This is a genomic window from Serratia sp. 2C06 (assembly GCF_050037615.1).
GTDB classification, from domain to species: Bacteria; Pseudomonadota; Gammaproteobacteria; order Enterobacterales; family Enterobacteriaceae; genus Serratia; species Serratia ureilytica.
Window position 1 is genome coordinate 1,624,663 of sequence record NZ_CP188299.1, and the last position, 26,489, is coordinate 1,651,151.

The following is a 26,489-nucleotide window of genomic DNA, read 5'->3' on the forward strand; positions in this document are numbered from 1 at the left end:
CTGAATTACCGCTCAGATTTAATCGTCGCCGTTCAGGCCTGCGCGATTCAATAGGAACTGCGACAGCAGCGCCACCGGGCGGCCGGTCGCGCCCTTGGCTTTACCGGAGCGCCAGGCGGTGCCGGCGATATCCAGGTGCGCCCAGGTGTACTTGCGGGTGAAGCGCGACAGGAAGCAGGCGGCGGTGATGGCGCCGCCAGGGCGGCCACCGATGTTCGCCATGTCGGCGAAGTTGGAGTCCAGCTGCTCGTAGTACTCGTCGGCCATCGGCAAACGCCAGGCGCGGTCGCCGGCCTGCTCGGAAGCGCCCAGCAGCTCGTGCGCCAGCGGGTTGTGGTTCGACATCAGGCCGGTGATGTGGTGGCCCAGGGCGATCACGCAGGCGCCGGTCAGGGTGGCGATGTCGATCACCAGCTCCGGCTCGAAGCGCTCGACGTAGGTCAGGGTATCGCACAGCACCAGACGGCCTTCGGCGTCGGTGTTGAGCACCTCGACGGTCTGGCCGGACATGGTGGTCAGCACGTCGCCCGGACGATACGCCCGGCCGCCCGGCATGTTTTCACAGCCGGCCAGCACGCCGATCACGTTCAGCGGCAGGTTCAGCTCCGCCACCACGCGCATCACGCCGTACACGGTCGCCGCGCCGCACATGTCGTATTTCATCTCGTCCATGCCGTCGGCCGGTTTGATCGAGATGCCGCCGGAGTCGAAGGTCAGCCCTTTGCCTACCAGCACGATCGGCTTAGCGTCCGGATTTGGGTTGCCCTTATATTCCATCACCGACATCAATGATTCGTTCTGCGAACCGGCGCCAACCGCCAGATAGGCGTTCATGCCCAGCTCTTTCATCTGCTGTTCGCCGATGACGCGGGTGGTGATGTTAGTGCTGAAGGCGTCCGCCAGCTGACGGGCCTGTGAGGCCAGGTAGCCGGCGTTACAGATGTTCGGCGGCATGTTGCCGAGATCTTTGGCCGCCTTGATGCCGGAAGCCACCGCCAGGCCATGCTGGATGGCGCGCTCGCCGCTGGTGAGCTCACGGCGGGTCGGCACGTTGAACACCATTTTGCGCAGCGGACGACGCGGCTCCACCTTGTTGCTTTTCAGCTGATCGAAGGTGTAGAGCGTCTCTTTGGCGGTTTCCACCGCCTGACGCACTTTCCAGTACGTGTTGCGGCCTTTCACGTGCAGCTCGGTCAGGAAGCAGACCGCTTCCATCGAGCCGGTGTCGTTGAGGGTATTGATGGTTTTCTGGATCACCTGCTTGTATTGGCGCTCATCGAGCTCGCGCTCTTTGCCGCAGCCGATCAGCAGGATGCGCTCGGAGAGAATGTTGGGCACATGGTGCAGTAGCAGCGTCTGCCCGACCTTGCCTTCCAGTTCGCCACGGCGCAGCAATGCGCTGATATAACCATCACTGATTTTGTCGAGTTGTTCTGCGATAGGGGACAGGCGGCGCGGTTCGAAAACGCCGACTACAATACAGGCACTGCGCTGTTTTTCCGGGCTACCGCTTTTTACACTGAACTCCATGCACTCTCCTGAATCTTAAAGACAAAGGCGGACGCTACGGCTAGAATAACCGACTCCGTAACGATCTCCTGCCATTTGAGTTAACGGATTATGTTAACCTGAACGGCATAAATTGCTCTGTTTTGGCGACTATAAGCAAGTTCCTATAGGACACCCAAACGGCTTGATGTTGTAATACTATTTTAGCTGTGAAGGTTGCCATATGATGAGAATAAATGGCGGATTAACGATGAAATTATCGATTTTCCTGCAAAAAGACAAGTTTTCACAGGCGTAATAAGCGTGATCATCATAAGATATCTGGTACGGGAAACGCTCAAGAGCCAAATCGCCATCCTGTTCATCCTGCTTCTGATCTTCTTTTGTCAGAATTTGGTCAGGGTGTTGGGCGACGCGGTGGACGGCAATATCCCGACAAACTTAGTACTCTCTCTGCTCGCGTTGGGCGTGCCGAAAATGGCGCAGCTCATCCTGCCTTTGAGCCTGTTTCTCGGCTTGCTGATGACGCTTGGGCGGTTGTATACCGAGAGCGAAATCACCGTCATGCACGCCTGCGGGCTGGGCAAACGTACCCTCATTATCGCTGCCATGATCCTGGCGCTGCTCACCTCTGCGATCGCGGCGGTGAACGTATTTTGGGCCGGCCCCTGGGCCTCGCGCTATCAGGACGTGGTGGTGAACGAAGCCAAGGCCAACCCGAGCATCGCCGGGCTGGCGGAAGGGCAGTTCAAACCCTCGCAGGACGGCAACGCGGTGCTGTTTATCGGCAACGTGAAGGGCAGCACCTTCAACGACGTGTTCCTGGCGCAGCTGCGGCCGAACGGCAACCAACGCCCGTCGGTGGTGGTGGCCGAGCACGGCAACATCGTGCAGCAGAAAGACGGCTCGCAGGTGGTGACGCTCGACAAGGGCACCCGCTTTGAAGGCACCGCGCTGCTGCGCGACTTCCGCATTACCGACTTCACCGACTACAAGGCGGTGATTGGCCACCGCACCGTGGCGGCGGACAACACCGAATCCGAACAGATGTCGATGCAGACGCTGTGGGAATCCGACGATCCGGACGCGCGCGCCGAATTCCACTGGCGCCTGACGCTGGTGGTGTCGGTGGCGCTGATGGCGCTGCTGGTGGTGCCGCTCAGCGTGGTGAATCCGCGCCAGGGCCGCGTGCTGAGCATGCTGCCGGCCATCTTGCTGTACCTGATCTTCTTCCTGCTGCAGACCTCGCTGCGCTCCAACGCCGGCAAGGGCAAGCTGGATCCGATGCTGTGGCTGTGGCTGGTTAACGGCGTTTACTTCGCGCTGGCGCTGGCGCTGAACCTGTGGGATACCGTGCCGATGCGCAAGCTGCGCGCACGCCTGAGAGGAGCGGCCTGATGTTTGGCGTATTAGACCGTTATATCGGTAAAACGATTTTCAACACCATCATCATGACGCTGTTCATGCTGGTGTCGCTGTCCGGCATCATCAAGTTCGTCGATCAGCTGCGCAAGGTCGGCCAGGGCGAATACACTGCGCTGAGCGCCGGCATGTACACCCTGCTGAGCGTGCCGAAAGACATCGAGACTTTCTTCCCGATGGCGGCGCTGCTCGGTGCGCTGCTCGGCCTGGGCCAGCTGGCGACGCGCAGCGAACTGGTGGTGATGCAGGCTTCCGGCTTCACCCGCCTGCAGATCGCCGGCTCGGTGATGAAAACCGCCATTCCGCTGGTGCTGCTGACCATGGCGATCGGCGAGTGGGTGGCGCCGCAGGGCGAGCAGATGGCGCGCAACTACCGCGCCCAGCAGATGTACGGCGGCTCGCTGCTCTCCACCAAGAGCGGGCTGTGGGCGAAGGACGGCAACGACTTCATCTACATCGAGCGCGTCTCCGGCGATAAAGAACTCTCCGGCGTCAACATCTACCACTTCAACGATCAGCGTCGCCTGGAGACGGTGCGCTATGCCGCCACCGCCAGCTTCGAGAACGGCCTGTGGCAGCTTTCGCAGGTGGATACCTCGGATCTGACCAACCCGAAACAGGTGACCGGTACCCAGACGCTGACCGGCGAATGGAAAACCAACCTGACCCCGGACAAGCTGGGCGTGGTGGCGCTGGATTCGGATTCGCTCTCCATCAGCGGGCTGCACAACTACGTGAAGTACCTGAAGCAGAGCGGCCAGGAATCCAACAAATACCAGCTCAACATGTGGCGAAAAATCTTCTCGCCGCTGTCGGTGGCGGTGATGATGCTGATGGCGCTGTCGTTCATCTTCGGCCCGCTGCGCAGCGTGCCGATGGGCATCCGCGTGGTGACCGGCATCAGCTTCGGCTTCCTGTTCTATGTACTGGATCAGATCTTCGGCCCGCTGAGCATGGTTTACAGCATGCCGCCGGTGCTGGGGGCACTGCTGCCGAGCATGCTGTTCCTGCTGATCAGCGTGTATATGCTGCTCAAACGCAAGTAGCGGAGCGAGCGGTATGGGAAAAGGCGTGGCCGCGGGGCCGCGCCTTTTTTGTGGGTGCGGCATGCCCCCGGTGAACCACTCCCCCGACCTGTCGCTTTTCGTCGTGCTATAGTCAACCCTGCGGCATGCGGATAGAGGGAGCGGGCAGTCAATGGAAGACGAATACAATCTCAGCAATATCATCGGCAAGCGCCTGGAAGCGGCGTTGGGGGAGTTGGGCGAGCTCCTGTGGGCGTATGTGGTGTTATCCAAAAAAGACATTTCCTGTATTTTTGGCGTCACCAACTACCCGACTGAATGGGTCAACAAGTATCAAGAGCAGGGTTTGCAGTACATTGATCCGGTGGTGATTACCGCCCGCAACCGCCTGACCCCCTTCGCCTGGGACGAGCAAATCATGGCCGACTCAGGGCTGCATTTTCCCGAACTGTTCGAGCAGGCTCGCGAGTTTGGCGTGACGCACGGCTATACCTTCGTATTGCACGATTACAACAACAATCTCGTCACGCTTTCCTTTGCCTTCAGCGCAGAACAGAAAGCGGAAATCATCCCGGCGCTCATCGAACGTAAAGGTGAAATCTCGGTATTGCTGGCCTCAATCCATGAGTCGTATCTGGCGCTGGCCCCGCCGTCAGATAAAAACGCCGCGGCGCTGGAAGGCAATGCCCGCTTTACCGACAGGGAAAACGAAATCCTCTATTGGGCCAGCGTGGGTAAAACCTACCAGGAAACGGCGATGATCCTGGGCATAAAGACCGGCACCATCAAGTACCATATGTCCAACGTCGTCAAAAAGTTGGGGGTAACGAATGCCCGACATGCCGTGCGCCTGGGGATGGAGCTGCGGCTGATTAAACCGGTGGATGAATAGGCTGCTCGCTCACGGTAGCTTTCGAACCGGGAAATGATGGGCGTTAATCGGTATTGAGTGGGCAGCGTGGCGGCTCACGAGAGGGAAGCAATACAGCACCGGCCCTGATTTCTACGATGTGAAATAATAACCTGCATGAACTGATAAAGGTCTAGTAAGGGACTGTACTTTAGTCTAACTAGTTTCTCACCCCTTAAGGCGATACACTTTCCCGGTAATGTTTTGATAAAAAATATAAAAAAAAACCTGACCGCGTAGGTCAGGCTGCCAATATTGGCCAACACCAGGGAAAATTTTCTTACATCATCTTAAAGCTATTAACTCTGCAGAGGCAAGTGTTCTCTGCTGGTTTTTACGCCTTGAGTTGCTATTTTGTTACGTATGTACGCTATTTTCTGGTGATTTTAGATAACCCCCCATCTAACCGAAATAGCGTCTCTCCCCTGAAAGCAGCATTCCGCTTCTTTATTTCCCCATCTGACATTCATTAATGAAAAAATACTGTTCTCGGAATGTTGCGCAACCTCATTCTTTATTCGCTGACACATTGACGTGCAATTATTTGCAGCATTGCCATTACGGCTGGGGATTATTTTGTTTTTGCCAGGCGCAGGGTGAGACAGTGGCGATGGGGGAGGCGGGTTACGGCCTGCGGCGTGCCGGGCTCCTGAACCTGTTTCGCCAGTTGGGCGAGCGGTTCTGGCTCGTGGGAGTGAATGACGTACGGCACAGGAGCCATCATTGCTCTGTGCAACGATGCTGAAACCTAGGATCGGATGGTATTGCGTGAGTGTGGCGCCTTATCCTGGATGCTCGTTGCAATGCAGTATGCTCATCATCAATGTGGTTGGGAGGGGTGCACAGCGAGAGGATGGGGCGGGCAAACGCGCGTGGCGGCGGTTTTTTCGACACTTAACTCATTGAACAACGGATAAGTGTTGCGTGCTGGTCGCGGGAAGGTATAATTCACCCGTTTTCCGCATACTACTTCAGTGCCGAAGTGGCGAAATCGGTAGACGCAGTTGATTCAAAATCAACCGTAGAGATACGTGCCGGTTCGAGTCCGGCCTTCGGCACCATCGGAACATCAATAGACGTCAACGGACGTCTTTTTTTGTGCCTGAAATCCAGTATCCGCAAGGCTTTCCTCGCTTTATCACTCAGCCTAAGTCAACCTGATTCAATCTACATCAACTTACTGATGCGGGTACAACTGCGGGTATATCCCGGTTCGATAATGTTTGTACCCACACAGAACCCTTGAAAGGATACTCATCATGGCTCTGAGTGATGTGAAGGTTCGTTCGGCTAAGCCTGAAGCAAAAGCCTATAAACTAACTGACGGTGAAGGCATGGTTTTGCTGGTTCACCCTAACGGCTCCAAATATTGGCGGCTTCGTTATCGCTTCGGCGGCAAAGAGAAAATGTTGGCATTGGGAAAATATCCTGAAGTTTCGCTGGCAGATGCCAGGGCACGCCGGGATGAAGCCCGTAAGCTGTTAGCAAACAGTGTCGATCCCAGTGAGAACAAGAAAGCCGTTAAGGTAGAGCAGGAGCAAGAGGCAATAACGTTTGAAGTGGTCGCCAGAGAGTGGCACGCCAGCAATCAGAAGTGGTCAGCATCGCATAGCGCTCGTGTATTGAAAAGCCTCGAAGATAATCTCTTTGCTGCCATCGGTAAGCGGAACATTACGGAACTGAAGACACGAGATCTGCTTGTCCCTATCAAAGCGGTGGAGTCATCCGGGCGTCTTGAAGTCGCCGCTCGTTTACAGCAGCGGACTACTGCGATTATGCGCTTTGCCGTTCAGAGTGGTTTAATCGACTACAATCCTGCGCAAGAGATTGCCGGTGCGGTTGCTACGGCGAAAAGACAGCATCGTGCGGCTTTGGAGCTTAATCGTATTCCTGAATTACTTCATCGCATTGATCACTATTCCGGAAGACCATTAACCCGACTTGCTGTCGAACTTACCTTGTTAGTCTTTATCCGCTCAAGCGAGCTGCGCTTTGCCCGCTGGTCAGAAGTGGATTTTAAAACGGCCATGTGGACGATTCCGGGAGAGCGTGAGCCGCTGGAAGGTGTTAAACATTCTCAGCGAGGTTCGAAGATGCGGACACCTCACCTTGTTCCTTTGTCGCGGCAGGCGTTAGCCATTTTGGAAAAGATCAAAAGTATGAGTGGAAATCGTGAGCTGATCTTCATTGGTGATCACGATCCGCGTAAACCCATGAGTGAGAACACGGTGAACAAGGCTCTGAGAGTGATGGGCTATGACACAAAAACGGAAGTTTGTGGGCATGGTTTCAGGACCATGGCTTGTAGTTCACTGATAGAATCGGGGTTGTGGTCGAGGGATGCAGTAGAACGGCAGATGAGCCATCAGGAACGTAACTCTGTGCGTGCGGCTTACATCCATAAGGCGGAACATCTTGGGGAGCGTAGGTTGATGTTACAGTGGTGGGCGGATTATCTGGATAGAAATCGTGAAAGTAGGGTTAGCCCATTCGACTTTGGTAACCATTTATTCAGTTAAATCAAGATAGTTGCAGATAATGGCTTTACATGTTTACGAACAATATACTTGAGTGCTAAAGCAGAACGAAAGCAGTTTTTTTATCAAAAATGGCTTTTAGTACTCGGATTTGAGGAGGTATCCTGATGAACCATGAGCAGTTAGTTCAGTATGGATTCAAGTTTGGAAAAAATGGACCTCATGCAGCGCGTTGCATGATGATCGAAGAATTGAAGATATTGCTCCAGGCACGGCCTGAGAACACCTTACAAGAAGAATATAGGGTAAGCATTGTGGATGACAATATTCTTCATAAACCCAGTTCTAGTGCCAGGAAACTAACTTATCGGCACATGGTTGGTCTTTATGGGATGTCTCCGCACATACCTTTGTTCAAATTTTTTCGTCAACTTTGGGAGCTATCTGAAGAAGCTCAGCCTCTACTCGCACTGCAATTGGCTATTGCAAGAGATCCACTACTTCGAGAATCTGTTGGGGTCATTACGGCACTTAAGCCTGGGCAAATCTTACCCAGAAGCGTTATGGAAGAACACTTAGCAAAAGACGATCCAGATCGATTTAGTCAGGCATCACTTCAGTCATTTGCTCGAAACATTAGTGGCACATGGACTCAATCAGGTTATCTTTCGGGTAAGGTTAAAAAACAACGTACTGAACCAAAAGTAACGTATGTGAACGTGGTTTTTGCTCTACTTCTTGGGCACTTCCAGGGGCTTTCAGGTAAACGTTTGTTTGATAGCTTTTGGATGAAACTATTACCAGTTGATGAAACAACTTTGTACGAGCTTGCATATAGAGCAACTTTGCGCGGCCTGATTAATTTCAAACAAGCCAGTGAGGTCGTTGAAGTGTCTTTTGCACCTCTGAATCTCCTAGTTAAGGAATAACGTGATGTCTGACAGATTGTCAAAATTACTGAAAAGTTTTTCCAGTCACATCAGTGTGCCATGGGGTAACAATATCTCAGCTGAAGAGAAAGCTATCTTTGTCGTATATGACAAAGAGGATGAGCTTAAGCTTCGTGCTCGCATGACTGAATTCGAGCATGCATGCATCGAAAGCGAGCACCCATGGCTGTTGTTGGACTTGACCAATGAGTTCCCCTACTGGATGGCCAGACAGGACTACAAAGAGGCTTATTTCGAAGATCCAGAGTATCTGGAAGGAAGCTATGACTATTTTGCTGAAGAGCTTGTGTCGAAACTCCATGAGCAGATTAATGCGCACCAAACACCTGAATCTGTAGTGGCTCTTATGGGATGTGGGACCATGTTCGGCTTTGTATCAGTCTCCGCTTTAGTTAAATCTTTAACGACTCAAGTACAGGGACGCTTGGTGGTATTTTTCCCCGGAGAATATCATGAGAATAACTACAAACTGCTCGATGCCAAAGATGGCTGGGGATATCAAGCCACTGCGATCACCATAGCTTAACTAGGTAAAGAAAAATGCTAAACCGCGAAATTTATAAACTTGACCCTCTGGAAAGCAAATTGGCCAACAACGGTGTGGCTGAGGTAAAAGATGATCTCTCCAAAGGGGCTCTTGAAACATTAGATTATGAGCTGCGGACGTTTGTCTGTAGCGGGGCTTATGCCAAAGGCATGGCTGATATTCTTAGCAACTACTTACGAAACGTTAAAAGTTCTGGTGAACAACCTGCAGTTTGGATTTCAGGCTTTTTCGGTTCTGGGAAATCGCATCTAGCTAAAATGCTCAGAACCCTTTGGGTGAATCAGAAAATGGAGAGCGGAGCAGAAGCTCGCTCATTGGTTGAGTTACCCGATGATGTACGACAATATTTTGACGAACTTTCAACATTGGGAAGTCGACTGGGAGGACTTCATGCCGCGTCAGGAACTTTGGGGGCGGGAGCAGAAGACAAAGTTCGATTAGCCTTGTTGGCGATCATTTTCAAATCAGCTGGGTTGTCTGAGCAATATCATCTTGCCCAATTTGAACTTTGGTTAAGATCTGAAGGGGTACTTGAGCAAGTAAAAGCTTACATCCAACAGCATGCCAAAGGTAAAGAAGGCGAAGACCTTTGGAAGAAAGAACTGCGCAATCTCCATGTTTCACCAGTCATGGCGAATGCGCTGTTACATGCTTTACCATCTCTTGGAAGTGATGCTAAAGAAGTACGAGATATGCTGCGTGCGCAATATAAAATTGTTGATGATGTATCAAATACGGAAATGGTTCAGTCGATTGTTGATGCATTGTCAAATGAAGGCGAAATGCCCTTAACTTTGGTTGTTCTTGACGAGGTTCAGCAGTATATCGCTGATGATCCCGATCGTGCTCATCTTGTGCAAGAGACCGTTGAAACATGCTGTAAAGCTGGCGCACTTAAGTCGAAATTGCTTTTCGTCGCCACAGGGCAAAGCGCCTTATCCGGGTTGCAAAACCTGCAACGCCTTATGGGGCGTTTCCAGATTTCTGTTCAGCTTGAGGATACTGATGTCGATGCGGTAATCCGGAAAGTTATTCTCCAGAAGAAAGAAACTGCCAGAGCTGAGATCGAATCCGTGGTACATCATAACCTCGGTGAGATTAATCGTCATATGAGTGGTTCTGTTATTGAAGCTCATAAAGACGATGAAAAATGGATGGTTGCAGACTATCCGTTACTGCCAGTGCGTCGTCGTTTCTGGGAGCGAGTCCTTCCTGCGCTGGATAAAACCGGAACCGGATCCCAACTACGAAATCAGTTACGTGTAGTGCATGAGGCCACAAAATCTACGGCGCTTAAACCGTTGGGTTCAGTTGTCCCTGCCGATTTTATCTATGAACAAATTGCAATCAACCTGCTACAAACGGGTGTTATTGGCAAAGAGATCTACGAAAAGATAGCTCGCTTCAAGGCTGGGGACGAAGATGAAGTTCTCCAGGGTAGAGTGCTTTCGTTGATACTACTCATTAGTAAACTACCAACAGATATCAATCACGGTATTGCCTCAACGGAAGCTTTCCTCGCTGATTTGCTTCTGGAACATTTAAGTGATGGTAAGCATGAACTGAGAGCAAAATTGCCACATTTAATTCAACAACTGGTTGATGACGGCGACTTACTGCCAATGAATACTAGTGCAGGTGTTGAATACAGGTTGCAAACGCTTGAAAGCCAGCAGTGGCATGATACTTTCAAACAACAACAAAATGATCTACGCGGTAACCCACAGCGTTTAGAAACGTTCCGCAGCCTCGAAATAAAAAACCGTGTTAACACTGCCCTAGGGTTTGGTAGCGTGAATCAAGGGGTCAGTAACGAACCCCGTAAGATCACCGTGTGTTTCGATCAGGATCTTCCTGCCGATGCTAAAAAAAATCTCTATGCTCATGTACTTGAATGTAAAGAAAAAGCTTTCGAGGATGCAGTGCGTAGTGCGAACCCTGATGACGCCACTATTTTCATTCATGTTCCATCCATTCGCCGTAATGAGCTACTGAGCGCAATTGTCGATTTTAAAGCGGCGGAAACAACTCTGGAAGTGAGTGGGATACCCTCTACGGATGCGGGTAAAGACGCTCGCGCTGCAATGGAGCACCGGAAGTATGAAGCTGAGCGCACCAAGAAAGTGATCCTTAAAGAAATTATTGATGGTATCCAGGTACAAATGGCTGGTGGGAGCGAAGTACTTGGTGACACGCTAGTTGAGCAGTTCCAGAATGCAGGTAAGAAAGCATGTGAACGGCTCTATACAGAGTTTAAGCAAGCAGATCAAAGAGGTTGGGATAAGGTATTTGAGCGTGCAAGTAAATTCGCTGATGCCAATGCTCTGGAAGCTGTAGGCCATAATGATGAAGTGGAAAAGCACCCTGTCTGTGTCGCCATTAAACGCTATATCGGTGTTGCAAAAACTGGGGGAGAGATACGAGAAAACTTTATGTCTGCTCCTTTCGGCTGGCCGAAAGATACCGTTGACGGCGCTCTTTTTACCATGTTGGCTGCTGGTGTATTGAAAGCAAGCGACTCTCAGGAAAAATCAGTCGATGCGAAAAGTTTGGAGCGCAGCAAAGTCTCTCAAACCAACTTTCGGCCTGAAACCGTTAGCTTGACGCCGCGGCAGTTGGCAGGCATTCGAAGTTTGATCCATGCGATTGGTTTGAACTGCACCAATGGTGAAGAGCAATCCAAATTAAGAGATGCGATAGAAACCGCCAAGCAATTGGCTCGTAAAGCGGGAGGCGACGCCCCATTACCATTACCACCAAAAGCAGAATTACTTGTTGAAGTTGAAAGGCTTTCTGGTAATGAACAGCTAATGGCTGCTTTCGAACGACATCGCGATATTATCGATGAAGTGGAGAGTTGGAAAGGGCTTGCTGAAAAAGTGTTCGCCAGACAAGCTCGCTGGGGCGAACTAAAATCGGCGCTTAAGTATTGCCAAAATTTAGTTGGTTTTGACGAGCTCATGAACGAGGTGCATGCGATTGAGCAAAACCGAAGTCTGTTAGCCGATCCTGATCCAGTACAGCCGTTGTTGAAGCAGGTAATTGAAAAAATTCGCGTTGCGATTTTGAAAAAGTACGAAGATTTTCAAACTGAATATAACGAGTGTCTAAAGGAATTGCATGAAGATGCAATCTGGAGCCAGCTTTCTGCAGAGCAGCAGGAGCGATTGCTGACAAAGCATCATCTGGATAACCTGGAAATGTCACCGTTATCTGATAACGACAGAGTGCTCGATTGTATTGAAAATACCTCGTTAGAACAGTGGAGTGATAAAACCTCTGCTTTGGCAGGCCGTTTTAGCCGTATGCGGCAGGATGCGGTTGATATGTTGGTGCCTAAAGCAAAAATCGTACTTTTACCAAAATCAGTCATTGAAACAGAGGCTGAGCTCGATTCTTGGTTGGCAAAAGTTAGACAAGAAGTTATGTCCGCTTTAGCTGAAAATCGTCCTGCATCGTTGAAATAACCTCTCATCACTCCTGAAGTTCAGACAACCTTGTCTGGGCTTTAGGTGCGAGTCTATATGCAAAATTAGAAGTAACATCAATTTAAGAGTACTACATGCGACAGTCACTGGATAAAACGCTTAGAAATCAGCTGGAAAAAGTTGTTGTCAGGGCCCGAGAACTGATAGAAAAAGCTGCATCAGAAGCATTAATACGTTTAGGAGTGGAGACGGCGGAAGCCCCTGGATACCTGAACGATAATGAGCGTAAGCTGCGTAATCGCCTGCGTGCCCATGCCCGTCAGTTGGGAGACAAGCTGCAGTCTAATGGTGTGCAGGGAACTGAACGCCTGCAGGCGGAGGTCAGCTATGAGCACTGGCATCGTATGTTATTTGCCCGCTTTTTGGAGCAAAACAATCTGCTAATGCTGGATAAATATCTTGCTGTCACGCTGACCGACTGTCAGGAATATGCTGAAGAAGAAGGCTGTAAAGATGGCTGGGAACTGGCCGGCAAGCTGGCGCAGAGAATGCTGCCTCAGGTATTTCGGGTCGATTCCCCCGTATTTGAGCTGCAAATTCCCGTCGATCGCATTCGTGAATTAGAGGATTTGATTCTGACACTTCCTGGTGCGGTTTTTCAGGCCCAAGATAGCCTGGGATGGTGTTATCAGTTCTGGCAAAGCAAACGTAAAGAGGAGGTGAATGCGGCGGGGATTCCGATTGGTGCTGATGAGTTAAGTCCCGTCACGCAGCTGTTTACCGAACCTTATATGGTGAACTTCCTGCTAGATAACAGCCTGGGCGCCTGGTGGGCGAAAAAACAGCTTACGGATGCGGATTTACGCTCGGCAAGTGATGAAAAAACCTTGCGTCGGGTTGCTGCTATAAAGGGCGTGCCGCTGGAATATCTGCGTTTTGTTAAAACCAGCGATGAGCAAGGGGAGCTATGGCAAGCTGCTGGCGGTTGGTTTGACTGTTGGCCTCATGAAATCAGCTCCTTGAAGACTCTGGATCCGTGTTGTGGTTCAGGTCATTTTCTGGTGGCACTTTTTTTAATGCTGGTACCAATGCGCATGCAGCTTGAAGGGCTCGATGCCAAAACCGCTATTGATAAGGTGCTTGCTGATAACCTTCATGGCCTTGAGCTTGATAGTCGTTGCGTGGAGATTGCGGCCTTTGCGCTGGCGTTGGAAGCTTGGCGTTATCCGGGGTCTGGCGGTTACCGAAGCCTGCCTGCCCTGAATATTGCTTGCTCCGGGCTGGATGTCAGTGCTGCCACTCGGGAATGGCAGGCCCTGGCTAAACACAATCCAGATATTAGTGAGGCGCTCAAATGGTTTACTCGAACCTTCAAAGACGCCCCCGTGCTGGGCAGCCTGATTGACGTCAACACGGCATATTACGAAGGAAAAGCTGAAGGCAAGCCTGCGCCCTGGCAAGTTCTTCTTGAAGCACGAACAGCAACCGATGACGAAGCAAAAACGGCACAGGTGACCGCTCAGGGCCTGGCAATGGCAGCGAAGCTTTTATCTCAAAACTATAACCTGGTAGCGACTAATGTGCCTTATCTGGCTCGTGGCAAGCAGCGCGAAACGTTAAAAGATTTCTGTGAAAACTATTTCCCGGAAGCAAAAGCCGATTTGGCGACTGTGTTCTTAGAACGCTGTATGGATTTCAGCCCAATCGGTGGAACTTCAACAATAGTATTACCTCAAAATTGGTTGTTTTTAACGAGCTATAGAAAATTTCGTGAAAAGTTGCTGAGACAAAATACTTGGCATTCAGTCGTACGATTGGGGGCAAAAGGTTTTCAGACTCCAATGTGGGACTTCAATGTTCAGTTGATCATATTGAGTAAAGGTCTTCTTTCAGGAGATACCTTGTTACAAGGTTTGGATGTTTCTGTTCCCAAAAGCGCTTCTGAGAAAGCTGAAAGAATGTTAGTGGAGTCTTTTGAGAGCGTAAAGCAAGCTAATTTATTAGCTAATCCTGATGCGAGAGTTTATTTTGAAAATGAGTCATCTCTTACGCAGTTGAGTAAATATGCCGATGGGCTAGTTGGAATGCAAAGTAGTGATGACCCAATGTATATCATTGGTTTTTGGGAATCTCAAAGTATCAATAAGGATGTATGGGAATATCTACAAGCAACTCCTGATAATTATTCGCAATTCGATGGACAATCTTGGTTAGTCCGATGGGAGCAAGGTAAAGGCCACTTGCATGCTTCAGCCACAGCGTATCCCTCCAAAGGGTTAAAGGCTGTTGGTAAAAGCGGTATTGCGGTTCACCGAATGGGACAATTGTTCAGTTATAGATATAGCAAAGAGAGATTTCATCAGAATGTTGCAACTATTATTCCTAAAGATAACAATGACCTTTGCGCTCTTTGGTGTTTTTGTACTTCCCAAGAATACTATACAGCTGTGCGTAAGATTGATCAGAAACTGAACGTAACTAATGCAACTTTAGTTAAAGTACCTTTTGATCTGGCTAAATGGAAGAAAATTGCTGAGGATAAATATCCTAGTGGTTTACCTAAACCTTATACTAATGATCCAGTTCAATGGATTTTCCATGGTCACCCTTGTGGTTCAGTCGTGTGGGATGAGCATAAAAAATGCACTGCCATCGCGTATAAACGTACAGATGAAACCGTTCTACAAGTAGCTGTAGCTCGCCTGTTGGGATACCGATGGCCATCAGAGCTGGATGACAAAATGGAGTTGGCTGATGAGATGCTTCACTGGCTTGGTAAATCTGATGGATTGCTTAAACTCGTGGATGATGATGGCATAGTTTGTCTGCCTGCTCTTCGCGGAGAAAAAACCGCCGCTTCTCGCCTGGAAGGCATGCTGCAGGCAGCCTACGAAGAGGACTGGTCATCTAGTGTTCTCAGCGATCTGCTTGCCAGTGTTGGTAGTAAGAGCCTTGAATCCTGGCTGCGTGATAAATTCTTTGAACAACATTGCAAACTCTTCCATCACCGCCCGTTTATCTGGCAAATCTGGGATGGTCTTAAAGATGGTTTCTCAGTGCTGGTGAACTACCATAAGCTCAATTATCAGGGCTTAGAGCGTCTGATTTACACCTATCTCGGGGACTGGATCCGTACTCAGGAGCACGGTTTTAAAGAAGGTATTGATGGTGCGGAAAGTCGTTTGATGGCGGCTAAAAACCTCAAGGATACACTGGAAGCTATTCTCAAAGGGGATGCTATTACAGGGAAAAGTGGGTTAGATATTTTTGTTCGTTGGAAACCGTTACACGAACAACCTATGGGTTGGAACCCGGATTTAAATGATGGTGTGCGTCTTAATATTCGGCCATTTATGCAGGCACCAGATGTAGATAAGAAAGGCGCGGGAATATTGCGAGCAAAACCCAATATTAAGTGGGGTAAGGATCGCGGCAACGATGTTGAATCGGCCCCCTGGTATTACCTGGGCCTGCAATATGGTGAAAAAGAAGGGGCCCGTATCAATGACCACCATATCAGTCTTGCAGATAAACAAGCTGCCAGAGACGAACATGAAAATAAGGAAAATCACGGATGATTAAATCAGTATTCAACTATCCGGTGTCAACCTTGTTGGATATTGAAGCCGGGGTGGTGTATGCCATCCCACGCTACCAACGGGAGTATACCTGGGGTAAATGGCAATGGGATGCCTTGTTTGAAGATCTGTTAGAAAACGACCTTAATTACTACTTGGGGTCGATTATCTGTATCAACCAAAGTACAGATACGCTGGCTCTGCAGCAGTTAGAGTTGGTGGATGGCCAACAGCGAATGACCACATTGTCATTATTGTTAGCTGCTATTTATGCAAGCTACAACCAGTTGGGCATTGAACTTCAGATGGAGCAGCAGATAGAGCTGTATAACCTGAAGCATAAATTGGTGCTGAAAAAGAATGCGGACCAGCCCCGATTAGTACCTCAGGTGCAAAATGCCAACCAGCAGGATTACCTGGCGGTGTTGAAAGAGGCTGGCATTCTTAAAGAAGCTGAGTGGGTTTCCAATGCAGGTAATCGTCGGGTATTTCGCGCCTATCGACATTTTTTAATGCGTATTGAACAGTATGTCAGTGAGAGCGAAACCCCATTGCAGGCACTGAATGCGCTACTTGATAAAGTCAATGCATCTACTCTAGTAAAAATAGAGGTGGCAAGTCATTCAGATGCTTACACCCTGTTTGAGTCACTTAACAATCGCGGTGTGCCTCTTACCGCGATTGATTTAATGAAAAACAAGCTACTGGCGAAGATCGAACAGATTGAGCCGGGCAGTATTGATAAGTCTTTTATCAGCTGGACCAAAGTGATGGAAGCCCTGGGGGATGATTATGGGGTACAAGAGCGTTTTTTCCGTCAGTACTACAATGCGTTCAAGCCTGAGTTAAGAGATATCGTCAATGTACCAGTAGCGACGAAATCTAATCTTATTCAAATTTTCGAAAAATTGATTGCTCATGATCCGCATCAATTCCTACAAGCTATGCGCAGTCATTCTGACTGGTATGCGCAGATTGTAGGGAATTGCGAAGTTCCGGATGAACCTAAACTAACAAAACTGCTTAAAAGTCTGGATAGAATTCAAGGCGCTCCTTCTTATCTCTTATTGCTAATGTTGTTTGCCAGACGACAGAACTTAGCATTGAGCATTGAGCATATTGAAAAAGTGGTTACTTTGCTGATCAACTTCTTTGTCCGTAGGAACACTACTGATGTGCCTGCTACTCGGGATTTAAACCGCATATTTATGGAGTTAACGGAAATTCTGCAAAGCTGCCACGGTGAGCAGGTTGTCAGTGCTATTGCTAATACCCTAGGGTCTGTCAGTCCCTCTGATGAGCATTTCCGCCAAGCGCTTAGTGACGGTCTATACGAAGAAAATAGCTGGGTCTGCCGCTTTATCCTGTGTGCTCTTGAAGAAAGCATGATGACCAAGGAGAACCAAGTAGACCTATGGGCAGTGGAAGGCAAGCAATATGTGTGGACCATTGAGCATGTTTTCCCACAAGGATTAAACATCCCTAATTCTTGGGTAGATATGATAGCGGATGGCGATAAAACGTTGGCGGAGCAATATCGTCAAAGCCATGTGCATAAACTTGGTAACTTGACTATTTCGGGATACAACAGTTCTTTAGGGAATAAGAGTTTTTTGGAAAAACGCGATCGTACAACCCGGGATAAACGCCCTGTAGGCTACAACAATGGTTTGTATCTAAATCAGGAGCTGGCTGTTGCTGATAATTGGTCAATAGCGCAAATTGAACAAAGAACAGCCGCGATGGTAGATAAGGCTATTACTCTGTTTAGTTTACCGGGTGTCGTCGGGAGATAACGAATGCAAGTAATTGATAAATTGATAGAGCAGCTACGAGGTAGTGCAAATTTTAATCCTGCGGTGCAAGAGGCCCCAGCAGCGGTTCTATGGACAGATGAAGCTTGCCAATGGCAAAGTGCTATGCCTTTGATTAAACAATTCATTCCCGAGCTGCTCGAGCTTGGTGAATATCAACCAGAGCAGCGGATTGGTCCGGCTATTTGGTTAAAGTGTGCCATTGCTGGGGTGTTGGAAGAGGTTATGTTACCTGAAGGTCGAACACCAATTATCTATCTTCCCAAAATTGGGCGAAAAGCGTTACGCGCTATCGAAGATTGTCCAGACTATTTACGACCTTTAGCTGAATTGCAATATCGCGGATGTTGGTGGGCCTATAATACAGCAGGTCGTGACTGGAGTATAAGTTCTTTTCTGACAAACCCACGCGTTGGGCTTGAATTAGACGTAGCAAAAGATAAAAACACATTAGAAATTATCCCCCAAATCTTGAAGGATCTTTTAGAATCCCGTATTGAAGACCTACAAGGAAAGCGGTTAGAGGCTAAAGATTTTCAATCATTAGTATTTAATGATCCTATTAAAGATCTACTTGGGTGGCTGAATAATCCCGAAGATAAGCGTAAGCAGTGGGACGACAATAAATGGTCGCTTTTCAGTAATACTTGCTCAAGTCAGTTTGGTTATGAACCAACAGATGCTAATTATTCTCAAATGCTCGCATCCCTTTTATCTGCCCAAGGGGCGTGGCAAGAAGTGTGGCAGCGCTTTGAAGATACCGCACATAACCTATCAGGATTAATCCTTGTCCTTCGTGATGTAACCCCTGATTTAGCTGCTGATTTAAGTCATTATCCTATTGAAAATACTCGCGATGAAAAAAGCCTTGCCGATGCGCTTGCTGGCCTTCCTCAACTTGATGTAAACAAAGTTAGAGGAACTATCTGTTCACTATATCAACAGAATAAAGAGCGCGAAAGCTGGCTTTGGTATAGATTAGGGGAATCTAAATACCTCGAGATTTTGGCCCATCTGGCAAAAGTCGCTGAATTGACCCAGCAAGTGTTCAATCATCAGTCACCGGAAGAGATGGCAGAGCTATATCAGGAGTGCTTCTGGCAAGTCGATGCTGCAGCGTTGCAGGCCATGGCATTGGCAAAAGAACCGGGCCAACAGGAATTAGTCGCAAATGTATTAAAACTAATATATTCCCCTTGGTTGAACGAGGTATCGCTTAATTTCCAACAGTTGGTTAAAAGAAAAGGATATCCCGGGAATACTGAAATTAAGGAAGCGACAGCTACTTACCAGGTTAAAGGGATGGTAGTGTTTTTTGTAGATGGTTTGCGTTTTGATTGCGCTAAAGTATTAGAGCGTAAGCTTACTGCGCGTCATTTGATTGTCGATACCAAAACACAATGGAGTGCTCTGCCATCTTTAACTGATACCGCGAAAGCTGCGGTTACTCCTGTTGCTGCACTTTTGAACGGTGCTTATGACACTCAGGATTTTAAGCCTTCAATAGTGGCAACGGGTAGTGAGTTTAGTAGTTATCAATTAAAAAAAGCATTGGCACAACAGGGGTGGCAATACCTGGAAGGATTGGATACTGGTGAGCCTAATGGCTTAGCGTGGCTGCAAACAGGTGACCTGGATAACCTGGGACATCAGCAGCAAAGAAAATTACCTCTTGGTATTGATGATGTTCTTGAAGAAATAGCTGATAGGGTTAGCTATTTGTTTGAAGCAGGATGGAAGCAAATCCGTATTGTCACGGATCATGGTTGGTTATGGCTTCCAGATCAATTACCTAAAGCATATCTTGAAAAACCCTTGGTTCGTAAGTACTTATCAAGATGTGCTATTCTCAAGGATAATGCCAGTACGAATTTGCCTCAGGTAGAGTGGTATTGGAATTCCTCAGTGTCACTTGCCATGGCTCCTGGCATCAGTGCATTTACTGCGGGAGATTACTACAATCATGGTGGCCTAAGTTTGCAAGAATGCCTGACTCCTGTAATTAAAGTTACTAAGGACTAGAGTTTTATTACTTAAAATAAGTTTCATCGAATATTTTCTAAAAGCCGCTTATAACAGCGGCTTTTAGCTATTTGAACACGCTGGAATTGCGGATGCGAGATAGCTGTTTTTTGGTTATTTTTTTTTGTTCTGTCACTCCACTAGAGTAGTTTCCGCGCTGATAGAGCACCATAATCGTATCGTCATATTCACAACCTAAGGCTTCACTAATTTCCCGCATATCCTCTCGGTCCATGGCACGTTTGTAAGCATCTCTTTGTTTAGAAAGATTATAAATACTGAATACACACGCGACTATGAGTTTGTCAGCAGTGGTCTCTCCGCCACCAGGGTTAACAATTAAGTTGAATTCTACATCTTCACCCAGCTCCAGGCGTGAATTAAAATCCAGCACTCTGCTCTTCGCACAGCTCGTCGAGAAGTCATTATAGGTGACTCCATTTACCCACTGAGCTTTTATCCAGTTTCTATCATCACCTCGCATTGCACGACCAGCTTTAGGATAGGGCGCCCCTTCATTCAGGAATTCGTCACGAATTAATTTGATTGCCTCAAGCAGCTGTGGATCGTTGGTATAGGCGCTGAAATTAGCTTCGGGCTCAGACAATTTTCCAGGAATGACTAGGTAGCTTTGAGTTAGGAATGTTTCCGAATCATCACGTTTTTTGGTGATTACAGTTTCAGTAGAAGGGGTGATAAACATTCCTCGGTCAAACCCTCTGACTTGATATTTCGCACAAATATCTTCAAATGAATGCCGTAACCCATCGAAATCATTCAATTCATCACTGGCCTCGAGATGATCAAGTAGTTCAGAATACGCTCGAACAGCTTCCAGGTTTGTAAAATGTTTCGCCTGAGTATTCTGGTGGTATCCACATGCTCTGCCAACGTTGGCTTGTACCACTGCGGCTATATTGGCAATAGAGCTGTCCCAAGTGTTTATTAGCGTGTTTTTCATTTCTTGGCCAAAGTTAATACCAGCGCGAAATCCAGCCACAGTTATAGCGATTATCTTTTCATCAAACATTGCTGCTGTTTCGTACGCTCGTTTGAAGTCATCGATAGATGAGAGTTCGTGATCGTCAACGCCAACAAGCTTTTGACCTATGATTAAGATTTGCTCCTCATCTATACCTTGATTAATCAGTACTTGTTTGGCTATGTTTGCTTGACTTGATGGAACCCTAATCAGTGACCAGCCTACGCCCTGATGTTCTTTAAACTGGCGTATAAAGCGCTTTTGTAGCAGTGAATCTTCACAAAAATCGCGTTGATCATCATCAAGTTTGACCAGCTGGTTACTGCGATGCATTTGTCGAATGCCATGATATTTATCGCTAGCTTTGTGAAATACCAAAGACGTATTGAAGCTGTGACGTAGAATGGAATCTTCGCTAGCTGAGTAGAGTGAGCTAAATGGAGTTGCGGAAATAAATATAACTTTACAGTCTACATTATCTTGTTCCAGGTAATTAAATACCTTTTCATAGCGAACACTATCAATGCCAGAACCATAATGACACTCATCGATGATGATGAGCTTAGGTGGTTGGCGTTTAAAATCCGCTTTAAGCGCGTTATCAATATTTGTAAAGTTACTTACAACAACATTTTTGCAGGGTGAAAGGTCTCGCTTTGCTTGATCTTGAAGTGCAAGATCTGCCATTGTCAGAAGATATAAAGTATCTTTTAAGTATTTCCGGTCAGCCAATAATTCATCGGGTAAAGATAGTCTCTGCAGGCAGGCAAGGACAAGAGCTATACCTGATTTTCCTGACTGCATTTCCGCTGCAATGACCACGACTTTTGAGCCAGAGTTCAACTTAGAAAATGCTTTCTCAGCAACATTGCGTTGGTGCTCAAAAGTATTTTTCACTATTGAACACAGTACATGATTTCGGTGTTTATTTGAGCTGTTCATGTTTTATTTATAAACCACGGGAGGTTAATTTAAAGATTCTATCTCATTAGAAAAGTGAGACTCATCACTAAGATTCCCTGACTTTTCAGGAAGTTCATTAAGTTTCTTCTTTTCTATAGTGCGTTCAATATCGTATTCTCCGCGTTTGTATATAACAAAAAGGGTATCATCACGCTCAACACCAAAGTAGTCACACATTTCCCAAACATCCGTTTGAGTCATGATCTTTTTCGCGACATTACGACGAGAAATATTGTAGATGCTGAAGATAGTTGCCGTTACAAATTTATCTCCAGATCGCTCACCTGACCCAGGAGTTACAACTCTGTTGAACTCTAAATATTCATCATTTTCGAGCATTTGAGTATACATTTTCGTCTTTTCTTGTTGAGTGCCATCAGCTGGAGCTTTTTCTGGGTTGTTATAACTATCACCATTAACCCAGTGCGCTTTTATCCAGTTTTTTCCCTTACCTCGCATAGCCCTATTACCTTTGACACTAGGGGCACCTTTTGCTGTAAATTCTTTGCGGAGAATATCAATAGCCTGAATAAAATATCTATCACTGGTATATTTTTTAGAGTCATAGTTCTCTTTTAGAAGCTGAGCTGGTACGACTATATAGCTATCTGTTTTATATGTCTCGACATCACCAATTGGGCGTCTGCGTTTATATTTTATAGTTAGCCCAACATCCAAGCCATTAACGTTGTACTCTTGGCAAATGTCTTCAAATAATTCCTTTAAACCTTCGAAGTCGGAAGCTGCCTGATCAGAGCAAGTGCTTTCAAGATGATCTAATATGCGTGCATATGCCTCAGCTGCATTTAAATTTGTATAGTGAACTGAAGTTTTATTTCCATGATAGCCACATGCGCGCCCAATATTGGCTTGAACCACTGCCGCGACACTAGCTACGGTACTATCCCAAGTTGATATTAAATTGTTTTTCATCATTGGACCGAAGTTAATGCCTGCTCTTGCTCCAGCAACGGTGATAGCAATTAGTTTTTCTTCAAATAGCTGGGCATCATCAAATTCTTTTTTGAACCGTTCAATGCTGCAATGCTCGTCTTCAGGCACTCCCGACAATGAATTCCCTAAGATATAAATGACACTTTCATCAATGCCTCGCGAAACTAGAAATTGTTTTGCTTCCATTGCTAGCCCAGCAGGAACCCTTACTAGAGACCATCCTGTTCCTTCGTGATGTAGAAATTGTTGAACAAAACTATCACGTTGTTCTGAAGGATAAAGAAAATTTCGGCTGTCATCTTCAAGACTCATAACTTTATTGTTTTTCAACATCTCACGTACACCATAATATTCCTTGCTGGTTTTATGGAAGACAAGGCGAGTATTAAAATTTCGGCGCAAGATAGAATCTTTTAGAGCTTTTTCTGCTACCTCTTTGGCTTCGGTTAGCAATTCTGAGTTATTATCATTTTTGGCTTCTTGTTGAAGATCCAAAGCTTCTTGGTATTCAGTTTCTGCTCCATAGAGAGCACCGAAAGGGGTTGCAGAAATGAATACAACTTTACAGGTATCATTTTCTTTTTCCAAATAATCAAATATCTTGCTGTAACGGACCGCTGAGATATTGGAGCCGTAGTGACATTCATCGATAACAATTAATTTAGGAGGATTCCCTTTAAGTTCGTTTTCTAATGCCTTTTCGAAGTTAACAAAATTACTGACAACAACATTCTTGGCAAGCTTAAGATCATCTTCTGCCTGTTCTTTGAGAGCAGTATCAGGCATTGTAATCAGGTAGAGTGTATCTTTTAGCTGCTTGCGATCGCAAAGATCAGTATCAGAAAGACTGAGTCTTTGCAGGCAACATAGCGCAAGTGCAATCCCTGATTTACCTGCTTGCATTTCAGCTGCTGTTACTACTACTCGAACCTTTCCTACCAAAGCATCAAAAACTTTAGTGGCTGCGGTTACTTGGTGCTGATGTAATGCGTTACTTTGCAAAATAGAAAGAACTAGTTGTCGGTGTTTTTGTGCTTGTGCGCTCAATTTTATGTTCCTAACTGATGTTAAACATGGTTATAAGACTACCTCTTATTTTTAGATAGGTGAAGAGTTTGGTCATCTAATAAGTCAGTCTATGAGAACTGGCAGCAGTCTACTTTTATGGCACGATATTCAGCTATGGTAAAGCAAGTGGACTGATTTGCTGCTCATAAACGCGAAGACAATGGCAAAGCTAGGGGCATTTCTCTAGTTTAATTATATGACCTAAACCACCGCCTAAGGAGGTGGTGTGGACTGGCCCCGCCTCGGTAGACGATCCTGCTCTATATGAAAGAAGCTGTGGGGCAAACATTTTTTGATAAGGAAATGCTTTATTGAGTAGGAGCAAACGAAGAAATTATCAAGCGATACGTGATGCATTAGGATAAGAGGGCCAAGAGATCGAACAGCAGGTCGAGTTGTTGCAGGATTGGCCCCCATTTAGGGGGCGTCGTGTAAAACCACCTCCTCAGGAGGTGGTCTTTTACTGTGCCTGAAACTTGCCCACCGTCACTACCAGCCCATTTTTTTATTATTCCCTATTCCCGTAGGAATCGGATCTTCTTTATGCTTTCCCATAGGCTATCTAATTGACCTTGAAGGATAAAACAACATTGCACTAAGCCCTTCAGTATTAAGGTGTTTCAGGATAAAGCAACAACAGGCAGAGGACTAACAGACATTAAGATTGGGCGAGTTTCTTTAAGTAAGCTCACCCACCTTAAAGTAAATAAGATAGGCAATTATTTAATAAGCTCGCGCTATATAACGCTAGCCTCTTTCAACTCCAACTTCACCATCAGCTGCTTGTTCACCTCTTTCCCATCCACCCCGCTATGAATCCGTCGATGGCAAGTCGGGCAGATGGCGCCCACCCACTGCGGGTGATCGGGGCCTTCGTCGGCTAGGCGTTTGGTGTGGTGAGGTTCGAGGTAGGGCTCGCCGTTCTTTTTCTTGAACGGTGCCGGCTGCTCGCAGGCTTCGCAGGTGCCATTGGCGCGCTTGAGCACGTATTTTTTTACGTCTTCGCTGCGTTTGAACCAGGATTTTTTGCTGTCGCTCTGTTGGCGCTGACCAGATTGCTGTGAGGACTGCAGTGCCTTCTTGCGCAACTGTTCGAGCGTCTCTGTCTGCGTATCAGCTTCATCGGTTTCTGCTTCTTCTTCAACGGCGTGCAGTGATGAGACTTTGAACAGGTTAAAGGTGATGCCTTGGCGCATGTTATTTTCGAAATCTAAGCACTGAATGTGATCCCAAGAGTCGCACTCAAACATGCCAAGATAGCGGACGCCTTTTTCTTTCTTGTTGTCTTCGAATAGGAAGATGTCTTTGCCGTCTTTTTTATGGTCGCGGATGGATTTATTGCCACGAATAAATTCCATAGGACCTTTTTGGCCTTCCCCCGTATAAGAGAAGCTGCCTTCGGCTGTCCATCCATCTTTGTAGCCGTAGGTTTCGCCGCTTTCACCGGTGAAGATAAAGATCACCGGGAATTCCCGCGGGGTCCAGATACCGCCTTGTAGCTGCCCGCCGTAAAGCTCGATAAGCGCTTTGCGTGTGTACAGTTTGCCTTCGGTTAAATAGTCAAAAGGATGCGGTGTTTCGGCGATCTCAAAACCGAGGTCTTTGAGAAATTGGATGGCTTTTTCTGTTCCGCTATCGGTGTTGATTCCCTTAAACGGATAACCATGCTGCTCACGGTATGCTCTAGCGGCAATGCCTCGGATGTCGTACTTTTCGCCATTATAATGAAGGGTGAATTTTTTAAATCGCTTAATTTTATGTTGTTTTAAGAATTCATCTCGGCCAAGTTTTTTATATTCTTCGATGGCTTTTAAAACGGATTCTTTTGAAGATAACGCCTCTATTGCAGTTGCCAAAACCACTCCCTCACATTGCCGAGTTGGCTCTGAGCAATGTGCTTGCTGACGAGAGCAGTATGCATCAATACCCAGCAGTTAACTCATCGATTTACCGAATGCGTTAACTATGCCAGGTAGGGGAGGAAATGCCTACCTTGATGAATGCTTTTGTTGTGATATGTCAGTCAGATCTATTGGAAAAGCATGATTGGGAAGGGCGATGAGCATCGCCCTGATTGTCGCTTACGTTAGCCGCAGGCTTCCATCTCCCGCAACGCCCGCCCATAAAGATTACAAAGCGCAGGAACCAGATGCGCTGTAGCGTTGAGATAGCGGTTCAGCTGTTCCCAGCCTTCGGTATCCAACTGCGGGGTCTCTTGCAGTAAATGGCCGAATAGCATCAGGCCGTGGCACAAACCTTCCGCCTGTTCGGCAGAAAGTGCGGCCAGGTCTAAAAGTTCTGAAGGATTGAAAGCGCTAAGCTCGAGGTGGTTAAACAGTTGGCGATAAAGGGTGAGGGTGCTTGTGGTATTTTCGGTGATGGCGACATTTTCCATGTGTCTTTATCCTTAGTGTGTAGTATGCGTACTACCACATGAGACGCTAAACCCATGGTGGTAGCCCAAGCGGAGTTAGCGTTACCGGACACAAAGGAAACCGGCGCTTCTTGCGAAGCCCCCACTTGGGCCACCATAATTCTGGATGTTTAAAGCCCCAACATTATATACATAATGCTGCCTTGTGTAAGTGTTCGGAACGCTAATTCCGGTTGCGGATTTTGCCGCAGCGGAAAAACTATAGCGTTATCAGTAAAAGGAAAAAATAAGCTGTATGGAATTACAGTTTATTTTCTTTCAGCATTGGAATACAGATCGCAGTTATTTATGGTGCTCTTTTATATTTGTAATGTTGTCTATATGTAGTGAATATAATTCATGGCATTCCATTCTCTAAATGAATGTTATGCTCAGTAATCCTCTATTCGCGCTACGAAGTGTTAAC

The 26,489-nt window shown here is 47.3% G+C and carries 16 protein-coding genes and 1 tRNA gene; 11 read left to right on the forward strand and 6 right to left on the reverse strand.

Translation table 11 applies throughout. From position 1 onward, the window contains the following. Positions 1–18: 18 nt before the first annotated feature. A complete protein-coding gene (pepA, locus tag ACP3TA_RS08105) occupies positions 19–1,530 on the reverse strand; it encodes a leucyl aminopeptidase (RefSeq protein ID WP_004933352.1) in 1,512 nt (503 codons plus the stop codon). A gap of 282 nt (positions 1,531–1,812) precedes the next feature. On the opposite strand from pepA, the gene lptF reads away from it, so the two are divergent. The 11 genes from lptF to pglZ all read left to right on the forward strand — a co-directional run bounded on the left by lptF (position 1,813) and on the right by pglZ (position 19,682). Then, positions 1,813–2,907 (forward strand): LPS export ABC transporter permease LptF, encoded by a 1,095-nt coding sequence (gene lptF, locus ACP3TA_RS08110; protein ID WP_033641697.1) that lies wholly within the window; start codon positions 1,813–1,815, stop codon positions 2,905–2,907. Next, entirely contained in the window at positions 2,907–3,977 is a 1,071-nt protein-coding gene (lptG, locus tag ACP3TA_RS08115; RefSeq protein WP_047025123.1) for an LPS export ABC transporter permease LptG, read from the forward strand. The genes lptF and lptG overlap by 1 nt, the downstream gene beginning before the upstream one ends. A 151-nt stretch (positions 3,978–4,128) precedes the next feature. Further along, positions 4,129–4,848: a LuxR family transcriptional regulator gene (locus tag ACP3TA_RS08120; protein ID WP_206196471.1), complete on the forward strand. Its 720-nt coding sequence runs from the start codon at positions 4,129–4,131 to the stop codon at positions 4,846–4,848. 994 nt (positions 4,849–5,842) lie between these two features. Then, positions 5,843–5,927, forward strand: a tRNA-Leu gene (locus ACP3TA_RS08125). Positions 5,928–6,125: 198 nt separating this feature from the next. After that, entirely contained in the window at positions 6,126–7,385 is a 1,260-nt protein-coding gene (locus ACP3TA_RS08130) for a tyrosine-type recombinase/integrase (RefSeq protein ID WP_206196472.1), read from the forward strand. Positions 7,386–7,510: 125 nt separating this feature from the next. Continuing rightward, positions 7,511–8,272, forward strand: a complete 762-nt coding sequence (locus tag ACP3TA_RS08135) for a hypothetical protein (protein ID WP_096812546.1) — start codon at positions 7,511–7,513, stop codon at positions 8,270–8,272. Between the two features lie 4 nt (positions 8,273–8,276). Then, positions 8,277–8,819 (forward strand): BREX protein BrxB domain-containing protein, encoded by a 543-nt coding sequence (locus ACP3TA_RS08140; RefSeq protein WP_045345931.1) that lies wholly within the window; start codon positions 8,277–8,279, stop codon positions 8,817–8,819. A 14-nt stretch (positions 8,820–8,833) separates the two neighbouring features. Next, a complete protein-coding gene (gene brxC / locus ACP3TA_RS08145; protein WP_206196473.1) occupies positions 8,834–12,307 on the forward strand; it encodes a BREX system P-loop protein BrxC in 3,474 nt (1,157 codons plus the stop codon). A gap of 95 nt (positions 12,308–12,402) precedes the next feature. After that, on the forward strand, positions 12,403–15,846 hold the full coding sequence (locus ACP3TA_RS08150; RefSeq protein WP_206196474.1) for an Eco57I restriction-modification methylase domain-containing protein: 3,444 nt from the start codon (positions 12,403–12,405) through the stop codon (positions 15,844–15,846). Beyond that, positions 15,843–17,642, forward strand: a complete 1,800-nt coding sequence (locus ACP3TA_RS08155) for a DUF262 domain-containing protein (protein WP_206196475.1) — start codon at positions 15,843–15,845, stop codon at positions 17,640–17,642. Before ACP3TA_RS08150 ends, ACP3TA_RS08155 begins: the two co-directional genes overlap by 4 nt. Positions 17,643–17,645: 3 nt before the next feature. Next, positions 17,646–19,682 (forward strand): BREX-1 system phosphatase PglZ type B, encoded by a 2,037-nt coding sequence (gene pglZ, locus ACP3TA_RS08160; protein WP_206196476.1) that lies wholly within the window; start codon positions 17,646–17,648, stop codon positions 19,680–19,682. A 67-nt stretch (positions 19,683–19,749) separates the two neighbouring features. Here the strand turns inward: pglZ and ACP3TA_RS08165 are convergent, their stop codons facing one another. The 5 genes from ACP3TA_RS08165 to ACP3TA_RS08185 all read right to left on the reverse strand — a co-directional run bounded on the left by ACP3TA_RS08165 (position 19,750) and on the right by ACP3TA_RS08185 (position 26,181). Then, positions 19,750–21,561 (reverse strand): DEAD/DEAH box helicase family protein, encoded by a 1,812-nt coding sequence (locus tag ACP3TA_RS08165; protein ID WP_206196477.1) that lies wholly within the window; start codon positions 21,559–21,561, stop codon positions 19,750–19,752. A gap of 69 nt (positions 21,562–21,630) precedes the next feature. Then, complete coding sequence (locus ACP3TA_RS08170; RefSeq protein ID WP_206196478.1) at positions 21,631–23,628, reverse strand: DEAD/DEAH box helicase family protein; 1,998 nt, start codon at positions 23,626–23,628, stop codon at positions 21,631–21,633. Positions 23,629–24,386: 758 nt separating this feature from the next. Further along, the gene (locus ACP3TA_RS08175) at positions 24,387–25,505 is read right to left on the reverse strand and encodes an HNH endonuclease (protein ID WP_426784576.1); all 1,119 of its coding nucleotides are present in this window, start codon (positions 25,503–25,505) and stop codon (positions 24,387–24,389) included. Between the two features lie 230 nt (positions 25,506–25,735). Further along, entirely contained in the window at positions 25,736–26,044 is a 309-nt protein-coding gene (locus tag ACP3TA_RS08180) for a hypothetical protein (protein ID WP_164119933.1), read from the reverse strand. Then, on the reverse strand, positions 25,939–26,181 hold the full coding sequence (locus tag ACP3TA_RS08185; RefSeq protein WP_164119934.1) for an ash family protein: 243 nt from the start codon (positions 26,179–26,181) through the stop codon (positions 25,939–25,941). The genes ACP3TA_RS08180 and ACP3TA_RS08185 overlap by 106 nt, the downstream gene beginning before the upstream one ends. Positions 26,182–26,489 lie beyond the last annotated feature (308 nt).

Excerpts from the sequence above, each read along its gene's own strand:
- ACP3TA_RS08140 (WP_045345931.1), top strand. The coding sequence starts at position 8,277 with ATGTCTGACAGATTGTCAAAATTACTGAAAAGTTTTTCCAGTCACATC.
- lptG (WP_047025123.1), top strand. The coding sequence starts at position 2,907 with ATGTTTGGCGTATTAGACCGTTATATCGGTAAAACGATTTTCAACACC.
- pglZ (WP_206196476.1), top strand. The coding sequence starts at position 17,646 with ATGCAAGTAATTGATAAATTGATAGAGCAGCTACGAGGTAGTGCAAAT.
- pepA (WP_004933352.1), bottom strand. The coding sequence starts at position 1,530 with ATGGAGTTCAGTGTAAAAAGCGGTAGCCCGGAAAAACAGCGCAGTGCC.
- ACP3TA_RS08135 (WP_096812546.1), top strand. The coding sequence starts at position 7,511 with ATGAACCATGAGCAGTTAGTTCAGTATGGATTCAAGTTTGGAAAAAAT.
- ACP3TA_RS08180 (WP_164119933.1), bottom strand. The coding sequence starts at position 26,044 with ATGGAAAATGTCGCCATCACCGAAAATACCACAAGCACCCTCACCCTT.
- ACP3TA_RS08150 (WP_206196474.1), top strand. The coding sequence starts at position 12,403 with ATGCGACAGTCACTGGATAAAACGCTTAGAAATCAGCTGGAAAAAGTT.
- ACP3TA_RS08185 (WP_164119934.1), bottom strand. The coding sequence starts at position 26,181 with ATGGTGGCCCAAGTGGGGGCTTCGCAAGAAGCGCCGGTTTCCTTTGTG.
- ACP3TA_RS08155 (WP_206196475.1), top strand. The coding sequence starts at position 15,843 with ATGATTAAATCAGTATTCAACTATCCGGTGTCAACCTTGTTGGATATT.
- brxC (WP_206196473.1), top strand. The coding sequence starts at position 8,834 with ATGCTAAACCGCGAAATTTATAAACTTGACCCTCTGGAAAGCAAATTG.
- ACP3TA_RS08130 (WP_206196472.1), top strand. The coding sequence starts at position 6,126 with ATGGCTCTGAGTGATGTGAAGGTTCGTTCGGCTAAGCCTGAAGCAAAA.
- ACP3TA_RS08120 (WP_206196471.1), top strand. The coding sequence starts at position 4,129 with ATGGAAGACGAATACAATCTCAGCAATATCATCGGCAAGCGCCTGGAA.